This is a genomic window from Clavibacter tessellarius, assembly GCF_001618005.1.
Lineage (GTDB): Bacteria > Actinomycetota > Actinomycetes > Actinomycetales > Microbacteriaceae > Clavibacter > Clavibacter tessellarius_A.
Genome location: NZ_LQXA01000047.1, coordinates 90,334 through 105,193, shown reverse-complemented (window position 1 = coordinate 105,193; position 14,860 = coordinate 90,334). Strand labels below are relative to the sequence as shown.

Here is a 14,860-nt window from a genome sequence, read left to right as displayed (position 1 = left end):
GTGCCTACGGCGCGAGCCGGTTCGGGCCGCGGAACAGGTACGTGACCTCGCGCAGGTTCGACTGGTGCAGCAGCAGCATCAGCACGCGGTTGAGGCCCATGCCGAACCCGCCGTGCGGGGGCACGCCGTAGCGGAAGAAGTCGAGGTAGGAGCCGAGCTCCTCGGGGTCGAGGCCCTTCTCGCGGGCCTGCGCCTCGAGCACCTCGACGCGGTGCTCGCGCTGGGCGCCCGTGGTGATCTCGACGCCGTTCCAGATGAGGTCGTAGCTGTTCGTGATCGACGGGTCCTCGGCGTTCCGCATGTGGTAGAACGGCCGGATCGTCGACGGGTAGTCGGTGAGGAACACGAACTCGTGGCCGAACTCCTCCAACACGTGCGCCGCGATCTGGCGCTCGCCCTCGGGGTCGAGGTCGTCGTCGGCGCGGTCGATCACGTGGCCGCGCTTCGCGACGATGTCCTTGGCCTCGAGCAGCGGGATCCGCGGGAACGGGATGCTCGGCACGGTCACCTCCACGTCGAACAGCTCGCGGATCTCGTCGCCGTGCTTCTCCTTCACCGCGGTGAGCGCGGCGACGATGAGCTCCTCCTGGAGGCGGGCGACGTCCTCGTGGCTCTCGACCCAGCTGATCTCCGCGTCCACCGAGGTGAACTCGGTCGCGTGGCGCGAGGTGAAGGACGGGTCGGCGCGGAACGCCGGGCCGACCTCGAACATCTTGCCGAAGCCCGCGGACTGCGCCATCTGCTTGAAGAACTGCGGGCTCTGCGCGAGGTACGCGACGCCGTCGAAGTAGTCGACCTTGAACAGCTCGGCGTTCGACTCGGAGGGCGTGGCCATGAGCTTGGGGGAGAAGACCTCGATGAAGTCGTGCTCCACCCAGTAGGTGCGCATCGCGTGCACGAGCGTGGTCTGCACGCGGAAGATCAGCGAGTTGCGGGGCGCGCGGAGGTCGATGAAGCGCCAGTCGAGGCGCTTGTCGATGGAGGAGTCGGCCGCGATGGGGGTCTCGGGGATGGCCGCGCCCGCGACCTCGATGCCGGACAGGCCGATCTCCAGGCCGCCGAGCTTCACGCGCTCGTCGTGCTTGAGCGTGCCGGTGGCGGTGAGGAACGTGCCGGCGGCGAGGCCGGAGATGGTGTCGGCGGTCTGGTCCTCGTCGCCCTGGCGCTTGTACGTGAGCTGCACCGCGCCGGACTCGTCGCGGAGGATCACGAACTGGATCTTCTTCTGGTCCCGGACGGTCTCGACCCATCCGGAGACGGCCACGTCCCCGTCGTCGAGGGCGGCCAGGTTCTTGATGAGGGTGCGTGAGGTCACGGTCATCGAGTCTATCCGCGCCGCTGTCCGGCCGGTCGCCCCACGGGACGCCTAGCCTGGTGGGGACGGCGCCGCGGCCCGCGGCCGTCGCACCGGGTGCAGGGGGAACGCCATGCGGATCGACCTCAACAGCGACCTCGCGGAGTCGTTCGGCCGCTGGACCCTGGGCGACGACGACGCGATGCTCGCCATCGTCTCGAGCGCGAACGTCGCCTGCGGGTTCCACGCGGGGGATCCGCTCGTGATGCTGCACGCGCTCGAACGGGCGGCGCGGGACGGCGTCGCGGTCGGCGCGCACGTCGCCTACCGCGACCTCGCCGGGTTCGGCCGCCGCGACCTCGACGCCTCGCCCGCCGAGCTCACGGGCGACGTGCTCTACCAGCTCGCGGCGATCAGCGGCATGGCCCGCACGGTCGGCGCGCGCGTCTCCTACATCAAGCCGCACGGCGCCCTGTACAACCGCATCGCGCACGATCCCGTGCAGGCCCAGGCCGTCGTGGACGCGGTCGTGGCGCTGGATCCGACGCTCCCCGTGCTCGGGCTCCCCGGCTCCGAGGTCCTCCGGCTCGCCGCCACCGCCGGGCTGCCGACGCGCGTCGAGGCCTTCGCCGACCGCGCCTACACGCCCGCGGGCGCGCTCGTGTCGCGGCGGCAGGAGGGCGCGGTGGTCCACGATCCGGCCGAGGTCGCGGCCCGCTCGGTGCGCATGGCGACGGAGGGCACGGTCGTGGCGGTCGACGGATCCGTCGTGCGGCTCGACCCCGACTCGATCTGCCTGCACAGCGACACCCCCGGCGCCGTGGGCCTCGCCCGGGCGGTGCGCGCGGCCCTCGAGGAGGCGGGCGTGGAGATCCGCCCCGTGCCCGACGCCGCCGACCGCGCCCTCCCCGTCCGCGACCGGCGCGCGCTGTGACCCTCCGCCTCCTGCCGTGCGGCGACGCCGCCGTCATGCTCGACCTCGACTCCCTCGACGAGGTCCTCCGGCTCCAGCCCGTGCTCGACGCCACGCGGCCGGCGGGCGTGGTCGACGTCGTGCCGGGCGCACGCAGCATCCTCGTCACGGTGGATCCGCACGTGCTCCCGGTGGCCGCCGCCCGCGCCTGGGCCCTCGCCGCGACGCCCGCCGACGAGGCGGGGGCGCGCGGGGGCGAGCCCGTCGAGATCGACGTGGTCTACGACGGCGAGGACCTGGCCGACGTCGCCGCGCTCCTCGGCATCGACGCGCGCGAGGTCGTCCGGCGTCACACCTCCGGCACCTGGACGGTCGCGTTCGGCGGGTTCGCGCCGGGCTTCGGGTACCTCGCCGGCGTCCCCGGACTCGTGGTGCCGCGCCGCGCGTCGCCGCGGCCGCGCGTGCCCGCGGGCGCCGTCGCGCTCGCGGGCGAGTTCAGCGGGATCTACCCGCGCGCCTCCCCGGGCGGCTGGCAGCTCATCGGCACGACCGACGCGGTGCTGTGGGACCCGGAGCGCGAGCCGGCGGCGCTCCTCGTGCCCGGATCCGCCGTGCGCTTCCGCGAGGTCGGGGCGTGAGCGCGCCCGGGACCGTCGGGCCGGCCCCCGGGCGCCGCGGCCGTCGCGCGACGACCGCCGCCGCGCCCGCGCTCGTCGTCGAGCGCACCGGCCCGCTGATGCTCGTGCAGGACGCCGGACGACCCGGCCACGGCGGCATCGGCGTCTCGCCCTCCGGCGCGCTGGATCCGCGCGCCCTCGCCGACGCCAACCTCCTCGTCGGCAACGCGCCCGGCACCGCGGGCCTCGAGATCGTGCTCGGCGGCGCCGTGCTGCGCGCGACCGCGGCCGTGTGGGTCGCCGTGACGGGCGCCGTCGGCCCGCTCGCGCGCACGGTCGGCCGGGAGGCGCGTCCCGCGCCCTACGCCCGGGCGATGCTGCTCGACGCGGGCGACGCGCTGGAGGTGGGCGCCGCCGAGCGCGGCATCCGCTGGTACCTGGCCGTCCGGGGCGGGATCGACGTCCCGCCCGTCCTCGGATCCCGCGCCACCGACCTGCTCTCCCGCGTGGGTCCGGCGCCGGTCGCACCCGGCGACGCGCTGCCCGTCGGATCCGCGGTCGCCGGCCCCGTCCCGCCCGTCGACTCGCTGCCGGTCTCCGCGCCCGCCGACGGCGAGGTCGTCCTCCGCGTCTCGCCCGGCCCGCGCCTCGACTGGTTCGTCGACGGATCCTGGGACGCCCTCCTCGACGGGACGTGGGAGGTCACGGCGGAGGCCGACCGCGTGGGCGTCCGGCTCGACGGCGCACCGCTCGAGCGGCGGATCCCCGGCGAGCTCCCCAGCGAGGGCGTCGTCACGGGCGCGCTCCAGGTGCCGCCATCGGGCCGGCCGATCCTGTTCCTCGCCGACCACCCCATGACGGGCGGCTACCCGGTGATCGGCGTGGTCGCCCGCGACGACGTCCGGCTGGCCGCGCAGCTGCGCCCCGGCCAGCGCATCCGGCTCGTGTGAGCGGACGCGCCGACCGGGGCGCGGGGCGTGCGGCGGGCGGGTGCCCGCAGATCAGTAGCCGCGGGGGCTGTACCGCTGCATCGTGTCCAGGAGGACACCGACGCCCTTCGCGATCGCGATGATGGACACGAGCGCGTTGAGCCCGATCCAGACCCAGATCGGCGTGAGCGCGGAGGACGGCGCGCCCTCGATCCGGCGGCGCACGACGATCGACCGGCCGATGAGGTACACCCCGCCGTTGACGGGGATGAACGCCCACGCCCAGTGGAAGGGCTTCACGATGCCGCGGCGCGTGAGGTCCCGCCAGTCGAAGAACGCGAGGACGACCGTCGCGCCCCACAGGAGGAACTGCAGGAAGTTGAGGAGCGCGGACGTCACGGCGGCCTCGGGGCTGATCCCGCGCGGGCTCGAGTCCAGCAGGCTGCGGTAGTCCACGCTGAGCGAGATCACGAGCGAGACCACCGGCAGCGCCGCGAGCACCCAGATGGCCCAGGTCCACGGCGAGGTGCTCGCGGGCACCTGCGGCGGCGGGGTCGGTGCCGCGTAGGCGGCCTGCGCGTACGGCTGCTGCGCGTACGTCTGCTGCGCGTACGGCTGCTGCGCGTACGTCTGCTGGGCGTACGTCTGCTGGGCGTACGGCTGCGACGCCGCCTGGCCGTCCGACGCGCCGGACGCTGCCGGCGCGGCCTCCTCCGCCGATCCGGTGCGACCCGTCGAGTGCGCCGCACCGGCACCGGCACCGGCACCCGCACCGGCACCAGCGCCCGGCGCATCCGTCAGGTGGTCGGTCCAGCGCGTGCCGTCCCACCAGCGCAGGCGGTCGGATCCGGCGGGGTCCGCGTACCAGCCCGCGGGCGTGGAGGGTGTTCCGGTCGAGTCAGTCACGAGGTGCTCCTAGGGAAGAGGTGCGGATGCCGTCGGGCGTCGACGCGCGCGGGCGCGGACGCCGCAGGTCAGACTACCGACGCGGGCCGGGGGCCGCGATGGCACGCGGGGCCGCCGCTCAGGACGCGTCGAGCCGGCGGGCGAGGTAGGGGGCGGTGCGGCTGCCGGCCGTGTCCGCGACCTCGCGCGGGGTGCCCTGCGCCACGATGCGTCCGCCCTGGTCGCCGCCCGACGGCCCGAGGTCGATGACCCGGTCGGCGTCCGCCACCACGTCCATCTCGTGCTCCACCACCACGACCGTGTTCCCCGCGTCGACGAGTCCCTGCAGCTGGCGCAGGAGCAGCACGACGTCCGCCGGATGCAGCCCCGTCGTCGGCTCGTCGAGCAGGTAGAGGGTGTGGCCGCGGGGCGCGCGCTGCAGCTCGGTGGCCAGCTTGATCCGCTGCGCCTCTCCGCCCGACAGCTCCGTGGCGGGCTGGCCGAGCCGCAGGTAGCCGAGGCCCACGTCGCGGAGGGTCGCGAGGGCGCGCGCCGCGAGCGGCACGTCGGCGAGGAACCCGTGCGCCTCGTCGACCGTCATCGCCAGCACGTCCGCGATCGAGCGCCCGCGGTACTCGATCTCGAGCGTCCCGGGCTCGTATCGGGCGCCGTGGCAGGTGGGGCACGGTCCGTAGGAGCCGGGCAGGAAGAGCAGCTCGACGGTCACGGATCCCTCGCCCTGGCAGGTCTCGCACCGCCCGCCCGCGACGTTGAAGGAGAACCGCCCGGCGCCGTAGCCGCGCGCCCGCGCCTCGTCGGTCGCCGCGTAGGTGCGCCGGACCGCGTCGAAGAGCCCCGTGTAGGTGGCGAGGGTCGAGCGCGGCGTGCGGCCGATGGGGCGCTGGTCGACCGCGACGAGCCGGTCCACCGCCTCGGCGCCCTCGACCCGGGCGATGCGGGCGGGTCCGGACGCGTCGTCGGGCGCGTCCCCGTCCGCGTCGTCCCCCGGCTCGACCACCACGCGGTCGGGCGCGAGCGAGGCCCGCAGCAGGTCCGGCAGCACGCGGCTCACGAGCGTCGACTTCCCGGATCCGGAGACGCCCGTCACCGCGACCATCACGCCCAGCGGGATCTCCACGTCGAGGTCGACGAGGTTGTGCAGCGTCACGCCCGTGGCCCGGATGCTCCCGGTGGGCGTCCGCGGCGTCCGCTCCGCCCGCGCCGGCGCCAGGTCGGGGAAGAGGTGCGGCCGCGTCGCGGATCCCTCCACCTCGCGGAGCCCGTCGACCGGCCCGCTGTAGACGACGGATCCGCCCGCCTGCCCGGCGCCCGGCCCCACGTCCACGATCCAGTCGGCCCGCCGCACGACGTCCATGTCGTGCTCGACCACGAAGACCGAGTTGCCGGAGTCGCGCAGCTGCTCGAGCACCTCGAGGAGCGGCTCGGCGTCGGCCGGGTGCAGCCCGGCGGACGGCTCGTCGAGCACGTACACGACCCCGAACAGCCCCGACCGCAGCTGCGTCGCCAGACGGAGCCGCTGCATCTCGCCGGGCGACAGCGTCGTGGTCACGCGACCGAGGCTGAGGTAGCCGAGCCCGAGGTCCACCAGCACGGCGAGGCGCGCGACGAGGTCGGTCGTGATCGTCACGGCCACGTCGCCCATGCCGTCCGTCGGCGCGATGGCCGTCGCGAGGTCCGCGAGCGTCAGCGCGTTGAGCTCCTGGATGCTGCGGCCGGCGAAGGTCACGGCCAGCGCCTCGGCCGTCAGCCCGCTCCCGCCGCACCGCTCGCACGTGCCGGACACCATGTGCGCGAGCGCCGCCTCGCGGAGACGCGGGCTCGACGAGTCGGCCAGCGTGTGCAGCACGTAGGAGCGCGCGCTCCAGAAGCGCCCGTTGTACGGCTTCGCCACCCGGTCGCGCTGCGGCGTGATCTGCACCACGGGCTGCTCCTCGGTGAAGAGGATCCAGTCCCGTCGCTCCTGCGGCAGCTCGCGCCACGGCACGTCCACGTCGTAGCCGAGCGCGATGGCGATGTCGCGCAGGTTCTTGCCCTGCCAGGCGCCCGGCCACGCGGCGATCGCGCCGTCGCGGATCGACAGCGACGGATCCGGCACGAGCGATGCCTCGGTCACGGTGTGCGCGACGCCGAGGCCGTGGCACACGGGGCAGGCGCCCGCGGCGGTGTTGGGGGAGAAGGCGTCGGAGTCGAGCCGGCCCTGCCCGGCGGGGTAGGCGCCCGCGCGCGACATCAGCATCCGCAGCGAGTTGGACAGCGTGGTCACGGTGCCGACGGTCGAGCGCGTGCTCGGCGCTCCGCGGCGCTGCTGGAGCGCGACCGCGGGCGGCAGGCCGGTGATGCTCTCGACGTGCGGCGTCTGCTCCTGCCGGATCAGCCGACGGGCGTACGGCGCGACCGACTCGAAGAACCGCCGCTGGGCCTCGGCGTAGACGGTGCCGAACGCGAGCGACGACTTGCCGGATCCGGAGACGCCCGTGAAGGCGACGATGCGGTCGCGCGGGATGTCCACGTCCACGTCCCGGAGCGTGTTCTCCGACGCGCCCCGCACACGCACGAAGCCGTCCGCGCGGTCGTCGGCGGCGGAGGCGGGCGGGGTCTTTCCGGAGGGAGGCACCTGCTCGACCCTATCCCCGGCGACCCGCGGTGCCGACCGGCCGCCGGAGGGGCAGCGCGGTCGGGAGGGCGGTCAGGACAGGGCGGCGCGCGCCTCGGCGAGGGTGGGGAAGTCGCCGACGTCGCGGCCGAGGCGGTCGGTGACGTGGAAGCCCGCGCCCCACCGCTCCTCGCTCATGCCGGCGAACTCGTCGCCGCGTCGGGCGACCCAGAGCCCCGCGGCGACGGGGGACCAGCTGATGCGGGGGACGTCGGTGACGCCGGGTGCGGCCTGCGTGAGAGCCATGGCTCCTCCTTCTTCGCGGCTCGTCGTCGAGCTCGCTTCGTGTCGTCCGCGGCGTGGATGCGCGCCGTCGGAGGGGTGGGGAACAACTGTATGCGCACTAACGACTAGCGGGCGTAGTACTCGGCGGATCCGCAGGAACACGGGCGCCCGTGGGCATGCGGATCCGGCCCGGACCCGGGCGTCGATGCGCCGCGCACGCGCGAGGGCCGCCCGCGACGCAGCGCGGACGGCCTTCGGGATGCGGCGGGATCAGCCGCGGATGTACGTCTCCAGCTCCGGGATGCGGAGCTTCGCGAGGCACTTCTTCTCGATCTGGCGCACGCGCTCGCGCGTCACGCCGAGCTGCTGGCTCACGTACGCGAGCGAGCGCGGCTCGAGTCCCGCGAGGCCGAAGCGCATGCGCACGACCTCGGCGTCGCGCTCGGCGAGCCCGTCGATGAGGCGCGTGACGTGCGCGGCCATGAGCTGCTGCGTCACCACGTCGATGGGCTGCGTGACGTCGGCGTCCTCGATGAGGTCCGCCATCTCGGTGTCGCCGTCGCCGCCGCTGCCGCCCACGAGGACCTGCAGCGACATGGGCTCCTGCGCGCGGTCGAGCAGGTAGCGCACCTTGGTGACCGGCGTGTCCGACTCGCGCGCGATCTCCTCCATGGAGGGGTCCCGGCCGAGCTCCACCGCGAGCTCGCGCTGCACCGCGTTGATGCGGTTGATGTGCTCGACGGTGTGCACGGGGATCCGGATGGTGCGGCTCGTGTCCGCCATGCCGCGGGTGATGGACTGCTTGATCCACCACGACGCGTAGGTCGAGAACTTGAAGCCGGCCTGGTAGTCGAACTTCTCGACCGCCCGGACGAGGCCCATGTTGCCCTCCTGGATGAGGTCCAGGAACGGCAGGCCGCGGCCGGTGTAGCGCTTGGCGATGCTGACGACGAGGCGCAGGTTGGCGTTCACGAGGTGCTGCTTGGCGCGCATGCCGTCCTGGGCCAGCGTCTGGTACTCGCGGCGCTCGGCGGGCGTCAGGTCGGTGCGGGTGTCCAGCACCTCCTGGGACAGCACGCCCACCTCGATGCGGCGGGCGACGCTCACCTCCTGCTCGGCGGTGAGGAGCGGCACGCGGCCGATCTGGCGGAGGTAGTCCTTGACGGCGTCGGTGCTGGCGCCGGGCGTGACGAGCGAGGGCTCGGGGAGGTCGGAGTCCGCGTACGGATCGACGGGGCCGACGGCCTCGATCGGATCGAGGGCGGAATCGGTGCTGGTGGTGTCGGTGGCCGTGGGCCTGGTCGGTGTCATCGTCATGGTGCCCGTTCCTTCCGCGCCGTCCCGGACGGCATCGTCATGCGGGCCCGCGTCCGTTAGACGGGGGTCTCTGCGAGGTCCCGTGTGCCACGGGGCTCTCGCCGGGAGGTCGGATCACGACCTCGCGCACCTAACTTAGCGTGCGATTCCTTTGGGGCCCAATCATTCGTATACGCATGTAAGAACCGGTCGGAGCCGGAGGCGAAGCACCGGCCCCCGCCGGTGCGCCCAATCGTATTGCGGACGAATGATTCGCGCATGGGGTTGCGCTCGCTGCTCGGCGGTTGTACATCCGCGCGACACCTACACTTGACGGGTGGTCGCCTCACGAATCCATCTCGTCCGTCACGGCGAGGTGCACAACCCCGACGGAGTGCTCTACGGACGCATCCCGGGATACGGCCTCTCCGACCTCGGCCACCGCATGGCCGACGCGGCCGCGCGGGCCCTGGAGGACGCCGGAGCACCCGTCAACCGCGTCATCGCCTCCCCGCTGCAGCGCGCGCAGGAATCCGCCGCACCCTGGGGCGAGCGCTTCGCCCTGGAGGTCGCGACCGACGAGCGCGTCATCGAGCCCACCAACCGCTTCGAGGGTTCGCGCTTCCCCTCGCCCTCCCGCATCGCGCGCTCCCCGCGCCTCTGGCCGCTCGTCGTCGACCCGGTGAAGCCGAGCTGGGGCGAGTCGTACCGCTCCATCGCCGCCCGCATGGCGGAGGCCGTCAAGGCCGCGCACCGCTCGGTGCCGGACGGCGACGTCGTCATCGTCAGCCACCAGCTGCCCATCTGGATGGTGCACCTCTCCCTCGCGGGCGAGCGCCTCTTCCACGACCCGCGCAAGCGCCGCTGCGCGCTGTCGAGCATCACCACGGTGGAGCGCGTGGGCGACCGGTTCGTCGAGACCGGCTACATCGACGCGGCGGCCGGCCTGTCCGACCTCGCGGTCGACGAGGGCGCGGTCTGATGCCCGTCCGCCGCCGCACCGTCCTCGCCGCCGTCGGGTCCGCCGCTCTCGCCGCGGTCGCGCTCACCGGCTGCACGCAGGATCCGCTCGCGGCCGAGTTCCGCGCGGGCGACAACAAGCGCTACATCGCGGGAGACGGCACGTTCACGGAGGTGCCGCTGTCCGACCGCGCCGCCCCGGTCGACTTCTCCGGCACCCTCGCCGACGGCACCGAGGTGTCGTCCGACGCGTACCGGGGATCCGTCACGGTGGTCAACTTCTGGTACGCCGAGTGCCCGCCCTGCCGCCTCGAGGCGAAGGACCTGCAGGCCGCGAGCGTAGAGCACGCGCCCGACGGCGTGAAGTTCCTCGGGGTGAACACGCGCGACCGGGCACCGAACGTCGAGTCGTTCGACTCCACCTACGGCATCACCTACCCGTCCGTCCTCGACGTCGAGGACACGAGCATGCAGCTCGCGTTCGCCGGCACCATCGCGCCGAACGCCGTGCCCGCCACCATCGTGCTCGACCGCCAGGGTCGCGTCGCCTCGCGGGTGCTCGGGAAGATCGACCCCGGGGTGCTCCGCACGCTCGTCTCCGACACGGTCGCGGAGCCGGCGGGCTAGGTGGATCAGATCCAGAGCGCCCTCTCGGGCCAGCTCCTCGTCGCGGTGCCGCTGGCGCTGCTCGCGGGCCTGGTCTCGTTCGCCTCCCCCTGCGTGCTGCCGCTGGTGCCCGGCTACCTCGGCTACATCGGCGGCATGGCCGAGGCCAAGGGCGGATCCGCGACGCGTCGCCGCCTGCTCCTCGGCACGGCGCTGTTCGTGCTCGGCTTCTCCGCCGTCTTCATCGTCACCACGCTCGTCTCGGCCACCGCCGGCTTCTGGCTGATGCGCTGGCAGGACCTCATCACGCGGATCCTCGGCGTCGTCCTCATCGTCATGGGGCTCGTCTTCACCGGGCGGCTCGGCTTCCTCCAGCGGCAGGTGAAGAGCTCGTGGCGGCCGGCCACCGGGCTCGCGGGCGCACCGCTGCTCGGCGTCGTGTTCGGCATCGGCTGGGCGCCCTGCATCGGCCCGACCATCGCCGTCGTCATCTCGATGAGCCTCACGTCCGCCGATGCGGGCCGCGGAGTGCTGCTCGGCGTCGCCTACTGCATCGGGCTCGGCGTGCCGTTCCTCCTCGTGGCCCTCGGCCTCGGCTGGATGACGCGCACCGTCGGGTTCCTCCGCCGCCACATCCGCACCGTCAACCTCGTCGGGGGAGCGCTGCTCGTCCTCATCGGCGTGCTCATGGTCTCCGGCCTCTGGTCGGCGTGGATGCTCCGCCTCCAGGGGGTGATCGCCACGTATGTCCCGGCCATCTGACCACGTCGACTCGCCGCAGCGGGCCTCGCGCCCGTCCTCCGCCGCCGGCGCGGCCATCGAGCAGCCGAAGCTCGGCTTCCTCGGCACGCTCCGCTGGGCCTGGCGGCAGCTCACGAGCATGCGCACGGCGCTATTCCTGCTGCTCATGCTCGCGTTCGCGGCCATCCCCGGATCCCTGGTGCCGCAGCGCAGCTCCGACCCCAACGGCGTCACGCAGTTCCGCTTGGACAACCCGGACCTCTACCCGGTCCTCGACTGGTTGCAGGTGTTCGACACCTACAGCTCGGTCTGGTTCTCCTCCATCTACCTGCTGCTGTTCATCAGCCTCATCGGCTGCGTCGTGCCGCGGGCCAAGCACCACTTCGACGCGCTCCGCCAAGCGCCCCCGAAGACGCCGGCGCGCCTGTCCCGCCTGGCCGGCTACACGACGCGGACGACCACGGGGGATCCGGTCGAGGCGATCCGCCAGGCCCGCGCGCTCCTCACGAAGCAGCGCTACCGCACCCTGCTCGTCGACGACGCGTCGGCCTCCGGCGGCGTGCTCTCCGTCTCGGCCGAGCGCGGGTACCTGCGCGAGACCGGCAACCTCGTGTTCCACTCGGCGCTCGTGGGGATCCTCATCACGGTCGGCGTCGGCGGCGGCTTCGGGTACTCCGGGCAGAAGGTGCTCGTCGAGGGCCAGTCGTTCGTGAACACGCTCTCGACCTTCGACTCGTTCAACCCCGGCCGGTTCTTCGACGACTCCGCGCTCACGCCGTACCGCGTGAAGCTGAACGCGCTGCACGTGCAGTACGAGCAGGAGAACCCGAACGCCATCGGCCAGCCGCTCGACTTCACGGCCGACGTCACCGCCGACGTGCCCGGAGGCCAGCCGCAGGACCGCGAGGTCAAGGTGAACGACCCGCTCGCCATCGGCGGCACCGACATGTACCTGCTCGGCAACGGGTACGCGCCGCATGTCACGGTGCGGGATCCGGAGGGCAAGAGCGTCTACAGCGCCGACGTGCCGTTCCTCCCGCAGGACGCGAAGCTCATGTCCCAGGGCGTCGTCAAGGTGCCGGACGGGCTGCGCGAGCAGGTCGGCATGATCGGGTTCTTCTACCCGACGCTCGACGACTCGAAGACGCCCTTCAGGTCCTCCTACCCGGATCTCGACAACCCCGTGCTGACGCTCAACGTCTACACGGGCGACCTCGGGATCAACGCGGGAGTGCCCACCTCCGTCTACAACCTCCAGGTCAACGAGCTGACCCAGCTCACGGGCGGGCGGACGGGCGTGCAGGCGCTGCGGATGTCGCCCGGGCAGACCGTCGACCTGCCCGACGGGCTCGGCACCGTCAGCCTCGACGCCGTGCCGCGCTTCGTCTCGTTCGACGTGCACCACGACCCGACCCAGGGCTGGGTGCTGCTGTTCGCGATCCTGATCCTCGGCGGCCTGCTCACGTCCCTGTTCGTGCCGCGTCGGCGCGTCTGGGTCAAGGCGGTGCCGCAGGCGGACGGATCCACCACCCTCGAGTACGCCGGGCTCGCCCGCGGCGAGGACCCCACGCTGGAGGCCGCGGTCGCGGCGCTGGCGGACAAGCACGTGGCCGGCCTCGCGCCGGGCACGGTGTCAGATGCAGAAGTTAGGCTCCCCTCGTGAACACGGCCATGCTCGACGACGTCTCCCTCATCGCGCTCCTCGTCGCGATGGGCCTCTACGCGGCCGCGTTCATCGCGTTCGCCCTCGATCTCGCCCGCCGCTCGGCGCTCGTCGCCGACGCGGCCACCGCGCGGCAGCCCTCCGCCGTCGGCGCCACCGCGGCCCGCGGGGGCGGAACCGCCACCCTGGAGCGCGAGCCCGCCTCCTCCGGGCCGGACGCGCCCGTGGCCGCCGGCAGGTCCCTCAGCCTCAACGTCGCCATGGTGCTGCTCGTCGTCGGCTTCGTGGCGCATGCCGTCGCGACCGTGCTCCGCGGGCTCGCGGCCTCGCGTGTCCCGTGGGCGAACATGTACGAGTTCGCCATGACGGGCACGCTGCTCATCCTCAGCGTCTACCTCATCGTGCTCACGCGCCGCGACCTGCGGTTCCTCGGCACGTTCGTCACGGGGCTCATCCTCATCCTCCTGGGCGTCGCCGTCGTGCAGTACCGCGTCGAGGTGTCGCCGCTGCCGCCGTCGCTGCAGTCGTACTGGCTCGTGATCCACGTCTTCGTCGCCGCCCTCGGCACCGGGTTCTTCGCGCTCGCCTTCGCGCTCTCCGGCGTGCAGCTGCTGCAGTTCCGGCGCGAGTCGCTCGCCGCCGATGCGAAGGCGGCGAAGATGCGCTTCCTCGCGACCCTGCCCGACTCCGTCACGCTCGAGTCGATGGCGTACCGCCTCAACATCGTGGGCTTCATCTTCTGGACCTTCACGCTCATGGCCGGCGCCATCTGGGCCGAGCGCGCGTGGGGTCGCTACTGGGGCTGGGACACCAAGGAGGTCTGGACCTTCATCATCTGGGTGCTCTACGCCGGCTACATCCACGCGCGGGCGACCCGCGGCTGGCGCGGATCGCGGTCGGCATGGCTGGCGGTCATCGGGTTCTCCGCCGTCATGTTCAACTTCGGCGTCGTCAACGTCTTCTTCAAGGGCCTGCACACCTACAGCGGCCTGTAGGCGGCGCCCAGCCGCTCAGCCGGCTCAGGCGCGCGTCGCGAGCACGGCGTGCGTGCGGCGGATCCGGTCGAGCCACCACTCCCGGCGGTCCGCGTCCGCGGCATGGGCGTCGAGGAGCCGTGCGTCCGGCGTCACGCGGCGCACCGGGATCCGGCCGTCGACCGGCACGAGCGGCTCCGCCACCACGTCCTCGACGAAGAGCGATACCGTGCCGAGGCCGCAGTCGTGGGGCAGCTCGGGGATCGCGGCCGCGAGGTGCGCGGCCATCGAGATGCCGATGCTCGTGTCCAACGCGCTGGACACCACGACCGGCAGGCCCGCGTCCTGCGTGATGCGGAGCGCGCGGTGGATCCCGCCGAGCGGCTGCGCCTTGATCACGAGCAGGTCGGCGGCGCCGGCGCGCGCCACCCGCAGCGGGTCGTCGGCCTTGCGCACGCTCTCGTCGGCGGCCACGGGCACACCGAGGTGACGGATCCGCTCGCGCAGCTCGGCCAGCTCCTCGACCGTCGCGCACGGCTGCTCCACGTACTCGAGGTCGTGCTCGGCGAGGGCGTGCACCGCGTGCTCGGCTTCGTCCACGTTCCAGGCCGCGTTCGCGTCGATGCGCACGCGGCCCTCCGGCCCCAGCAGGCGGCGCACCTCGGTGACCCGCGCCACGTCGTCCGCCAGCGTCGTGCCGCGTTCGGCGACCTTGACCTTGGCTGTGCGGCAGCCGGGGAACCGCGCGAGCACCCCGGCCACGCCCTCGGCCGGGATCGCCGGGATCGTCGCGTTCACGAGCACGTGGTCGCGGAGCGCCGCGGGCGGCTCGGTCCAGCCGAAGTCGATCGCGGCCTCCAGCCAGGCGGCGGCCTCGGCGTCGTCGTACTCGACGAACGGCGAGAACTCGCTCCAGCCGTGCGGGCCCTCGATCAGGACGGCCTCGCGGACGTCGAGGCCGCGGAAGCGCGTGCGGAGGGGGAGGGCGACGACGCGGGCGGTGGCGAGGAGATCGTCCAGGGCGGGGAGCATGGGTCCAGCCTCGCACCCGCGGCGACCGGCGACCGGTGCCCGGTGCCCGGC

At 73.4% G+C, this 14,860-nt stretch carries 14 protein-coding genes; 8 read left to right on the top strand and 6 right to left on the bottom strand.

The window, feature by feature from the left end:
• Window positions 1–4: 4 nt before the first annotated feature.
• Complete coding sequence (gene aspS, locus AWH51_RS12745; protein WP_175345525.1) at window positions 5–1,321, bottom strand: aspartate--tRNA(Asn) ligase; 1,317 nt, start codon at window positions 1,319–1,321, stop codon at window positions 5–7.
• 106 nt (window positions 1,322–1,427) lie between these two features.
• On the opposite strand from aspS, the gene AWH51_RS12740 reads away from it, so the two are divergent.
• From AWH51_RS12740 to AWH51_RS12730, 3 genes are read left to right on the top strand one after another with little or no spacing between them, the layout of a single operon-like run.
• Window positions 1,428–2,228 (top strand): LamB/YcsF family protein, encoded by an 801-nt coding sequence (locus AWH51_RS12740; protein WP_063072433.1) that lies wholly within the window; start codon window positions 1,428–1,430, stop codon window positions 2,226–2,228.
• Window positions 2,225–2,845, top strand: a complete 621-nt coding sequence (locus AWH51_RS12735; protein WP_063072432.1) for a 5-oxoprolinase subunit B family protein — start codon at window positions 2,225–2,227, stop codon at window positions 2,843–2,845. Before AWH51_RS12740 ends, AWH51_RS12735 begins: the two co-directional genes overlap by 4 nt.
• Complete coding sequence (locus AWH51_RS12730; RefSeq protein ID WP_081235117.1) at window positions 2,842–3,774, top strand: biotin-dependent carboxyltransferase family protein; 933 nt, start codon at window positions 2,842–2,844, stop codon at window positions 3,772–3,774. The genes AWH51_RS12735 and AWH51_RS12730 overlap by 4 nt, the downstream gene beginning before the upstream one ends.
• Window positions 3,775–3,825: 51 nt before the next feature.
• On the opposite strand, the gene AWH51_RS12725 is transcribed toward AWH51_RS12730, so the two are convergent.
• From AWH51_RS12725 to AWH51_RS12710, 4 genes are all read right to left on the bottom strand, one after another.
• Window positions 3,826–4,659 carry a DUF2510 domain-containing protein gene (locus tag AWH51_RS12725; protein ID WP_063072431.1) on the bottom strand — a complete coding sequence of 278 codons (834 nt, stop codon included), beginning with the start codon at window positions 4,657–4,659 and terminating at the stop codon, window positions 3,826–3,828.
• Window positions 4,660–4,777: 118 nt separating this feature from the next.
• Window positions 4,778–7,273, bottom strand: a complete 2,496-nt coding sequence (locus AWH51_RS12720) for an excinuclease ABC subunit UvrA (RefSeq protein ID WP_063072430.1) — start codon at window positions 7,271–7,273, stop codon at window positions 4,778–4,780.
• Window positions 7,274–7,345: 72 nt separating this feature from the next.
• On the bottom strand, window positions 7,346–7,558 hold the full coding sequence (locus tag AWH51_RS12715) for a hypothetical protein (protein ID WP_063072429.1): 213 nt from the start codon (window positions 7,556–7,558) through the stop codon (window positions 7,346–7,348).
• Window positions 7,559–7,807: 249 nt separating this feature from the next.
• Window positions 7,808–8,854: a sigma-70 family RNA polymerase sigma factor gene (locus AWH51_RS12710; protein WP_063072428.1), complete on the bottom strand. Its 1,047-nt coding sequence runs from the start codon at window positions 8,852–8,854 to the stop codon at window positions 7,808–7,810.
• A gap of 316 nt (window positions 8,855–9,170) precedes the next feature.
• On the opposite strand from AWH51_RS12710, the gene AWH51_RS12705 reads away from it, so the two are divergent.
• The 5 genes from AWH51_RS12705 to ccsB are packed head-to-tail and all read left to right on the top strand — an operon-like array spanning window position 9,171 to window position 13,798.
• Complete coding sequence (locus AWH51_RS12705) at window positions 9,171–9,815, top strand: histidine phosphatase family protein (protein ID WP_063072427.1); 645 nt, start codon at window positions 9,171–9,173, stop codon at window positions 9,813–9,815.
• Window positions 9,815–10,420 carry a TlpA family protein disulfide reductase gene (locus tag AWH51_RS12700; protein ID WP_063072426.1) on the top strand — a complete coding sequence of 202 codons (606 nt, stop codon included), beginning with the start codon at window positions 9,815–9,817 and terminating at the stop codon, window positions 10,418–10,420. The genes AWH51_RS12705 and AWH51_RS12700 overlap by 1 nt, the downstream gene beginning before the upstream one ends.
• Window positions 10,421–11,161 carry a cytochrome c biogenesis CcdA family protein gene (locus AWH51_RS12695; RefSeq protein WP_063072425.1) on the top strand — a complete coding sequence of 247 codons (741 nt, stop codon included), beginning with the start codon at window positions 10,421–10,423 and terminating at the stop codon, window positions 11,159–11,161.
• On the top strand, window positions 11,145–12,803 hold the full coding sequence (locus tag AWH51_RS12690) for a cytochrome c biogenesis protein ResB (RefSeq protein WP_063072424.1): 1,659 nt from the start codon (window positions 11,145–11,147) through the stop codon (window positions 12,801–12,803). The genes AWH51_RS12695 and AWH51_RS12690 overlap by 17 nt, the downstream gene beginning before the upstream one ends.
• Window positions 12,800–13,798 carry a c-type cytochrome biogenesis protein CcsB gene (ccsB, locus tag AWH51_RS12685; protein ID WP_081235115.1) on the top strand — a complete coding sequence of 333 codons (999 nt, stop codon included), beginning with the start codon at window positions 12,800–12,802 and terminating at the stop codon, window positions 13,796–13,798. The genes AWH51_RS12690 and ccsB overlap by 4 nt, the downstream gene beginning before the upstream one ends.
• A gap of 24 nt (window positions 13,799–13,822) precedes the next feature.
• Here the strand turns inward: ccsB and AWH51_RS12680 are convergent, their stop codons facing one another.
• Window positions 13,823–14,809 carry an o-succinylbenzoate synthase gene (locus tag AWH51_RS12680; protein WP_063072423.1) on the bottom strand — a complete coding sequence of 329 codons (987 nt, stop codon included), beginning with the start codon at window positions 14,807–14,809 and terminating at the stop codon, window positions 13,823–13,825.
• Between the last annotated feature and the right edge of the window lie 51 nt (window positions 14,810–14,860).

Coding starts and splice junctions, on each gene's coding strand:
- AWH51_RS12690 (WP_063072424.1), top strand. CDS start 11,145: ATGTCCCGGCCATCTGACCACGTCGACTCGCCGCAGCGGGCCTCGCGC.
- AWH51_RS12700 (WP_063072426.1), top strand. CDS start 9,815: ATGCCCGTCCGCCGCCGCACCGTCCTCGCCGCCGTCGGGTCCGCCGCT.
- AWH51_RS12740 (WP_063072433.1), top strand. CDS start 1,428: ATGCGGATCGACCTCAACAGCGACCTCGCGGAGTCGTTCGGCCGCTGG.
- AWH51_RS12715 (WP_063072429.1), bottom strand. CDS start 7,558: ATGGCTCTCACGCAGGCCGCACCCGGCGTCACCGACGTCCCCCGCATC.
- aspS (WP_175345525.1), bottom strand. CDS start 1,321: ATGACCGTGACCTCACGCACCCTCATCAAGAACCTGGCCGCCCTCGAC.
- AWH51_RS12680 (WP_063072423.1), bottom strand. CDS start 14,809: ATGCTCCCCGCCCTGGACGATCTCCTCGCCACCGCCCGCGTCGTCGCC.
- AWH51_RS12710 (WP_063072428.1), bottom strand. CDS start 8,854: ATGACGATGACACCGACCAGGCCCACGGCCACCGACACCACCAGCACC.